A 1,948-nucleotide genomic window follows, 5' to 3' on the forward strand; every position below is an offset into this window, starting at 1 on the left:
CCCCAACGCGGGGGGTGTGCGGGGTACTGATGCCTGCGAATCGCCAGACGCCACCAGGGTTTTAGCGGAAACGCCCGTTTCTGACGACGAAATAAGGGTGGGGGTGCCTGAAAATACCCCTGATCCGGTCGTGGTCGTACATCCCTTAGTTCACTTGCCGGTGTTGCCGGTAGAAGGCGCGGGCTATGCCGCGTAAGGGCCTGAAAATCAAGACACGCCAACGCCGCCCAACCAAGCCACAAGTACCACGGCGGCAGGTGGCTGACCCGCTGGCGCATCACCCGATGCTGGCTTACATGGCGGCGCACTTCGACTACCTGCGGGTCAAGGGTTACTCGGAATACACGGTTAAGGCCCGCCACAGCAGCCTGCGCCGCTTTATTACTTGGTGCGATGAGCGCGGGTTGATGCAACCGGCAGACATCACCAAGCCGGTGCTGGAGCGTTACCAGCGCTATCTGTTCTATTACCGCAAGGCCGATGGCCAGCCGCTGACCCATGCCAGCCAGGTGGGCTGCCTGGGGCCGCTCAAGACGTGGTTCAAATGGCTCGCCCGAGAAAACTACCTCTTGTTCAACCCGGCCAGCGAAATCGACCTCCCCAAGCCCTCGAAGCGGCTACCGCGTGCGTTGCTGTCGGTACAGGAGGTGGAAGCGATCCTGGCGCAAGCGGAACCCAATACGCCGTATGGGCTGCGCGACCGGGCCTTGCTGGAATTGCTCTACAGCACCGGATTGCGGCGGCTGGAAGCCTCAAACCTGGCGTGCTACGACGTGGACCTGCACCGTCGGCTGGTGATGGTGCGGGAAGGCAAAGGCCGCAAAGACAGGGTAGTGCCGTTGGGACAACGTGCCCTGGCTTGGCTGGATCGTTACCTATTGGACGCCCGCCCGCAGTTGCTGATGGTGGATGAAACGGCGCTGTTTCTGAGTGACTACGGCGAGCCGATGACACCGGCGCATATCTCGCTGAAGGTGAAGAAGTACATGGAATTCGCGGGGGTCAACAAACCGGGCAGTACCCATCTGCTGCGGCACGCGATGGCAACCCATATGCTGGAAGCGGGCGCGGATGTACGGATATTGCAAGCCTTGCTGGGTCACGCGCAGCTCTCGACCACCGAGATTTACACCCACGTGAGCATTGACCATTTACGGGCGATACACGACGCGACGCACCCGGCGCGGCTGACGCGACAGGATGAGACGCCGGTACCACCGCCCCCCGGCCTGCGAGCGACGGCGGCGGCCACGTTGCTGGATGCGCTGGCAGAAGAAAACGACGACGCCCCAGACGCTGACGGTTTGGCGCAGTAACACCCCCTGACTCCTATAAAAACCTAACCGAAGGAAGCCATCGTGCTGACCATCCGACTCCCTGCCGACATTGAAAATCGGCTGAATGCATTATCGAAATCAACGGGGCGTACCAAGACGTTTTACGCCCGAGAAGCGATCCTGAGCCACCTGGACGAGCTGGAAGACATCTATCTGGCGGAACGGCGTTTGGCTGACTTACGGGCGGGTAAAACCCAAGCCATGTCGTTAGAAGACTTGATGAAGCACTATTGCCTGGAAGACTGAGCGTTGCCGGATTTGCCTTGCTTCTTCCCTTCTCCTTAGCCGCTTGCCGCTAGTCTGATACCCCCGCTCGTTTCCCCTAACCCGCAGCCCGTCTGCGGGTTTCTTATGTCAAAATCCGCCCCCTTCGCCAAGGCAATTGGCTGCGTTCTTTAAAAACAGCACCTGAAAAAAATTCCTGTTTAGTGGGTATCTTTGAGCCTATCGATGCGTTAAAAGCCGCATGGCGTCTAGGTTTGACGGGTTTCTGTACGACAACTCGTGACCGGAAAATCTATCTTCGGGGATGTGCTGGGTAACAGCATTGCGGGGAATGGTCGTAACTGGGTGGGACCTGCCAAGCCGGTCGTACCAGAACCGAACCGCAG

3 protein-coding genes are annotated in these 1,948 nt (G+C 59.2%); all 3 read left to right on the forward strand.

Translation table 11 applies throughout. From position 1 onward, the window contains the following. The coding region (locus ACUHMQ_RS20605) for a hypothetical protein (RefSeq protein WP_445297320.1) at positions 1-196 on the forward strand (196 nt) is incomplete at its 5' end. After that, positions 186-1,316, forward strand: a complete 1,131-nt coding sequence (gene xerC / locus ACUHMQ_RS20610) for a site-specific tyrosine recombinase XerC (protein WP_445297321.1) — start codon at positions 186-188, stop codon at positions 1,314-1,316. The genes ACUHMQ_RS20605 and xerC, both read left to right, overlap by 11 nt. 42 nt (positions 1,317-1,358) lie before the next feature. After that, complete coding sequence (gene relB, locus ACUHMQ_RS20615) at positions 1,359-1,583, forward strand: type II toxin-antitoxin system RelB family antitoxin (protein WP_445297322.1); 225 nt, start codon at positions 1,359-1,361, stop codon at positions 1,581-1,583. The last annotated feature ends 365 nt before the right edge of the window (positions 1,584-1,948 follow it).

The sequence above is a fragment of the Chitinimonas violaceus genome (genome assembly GCF_052601015.1).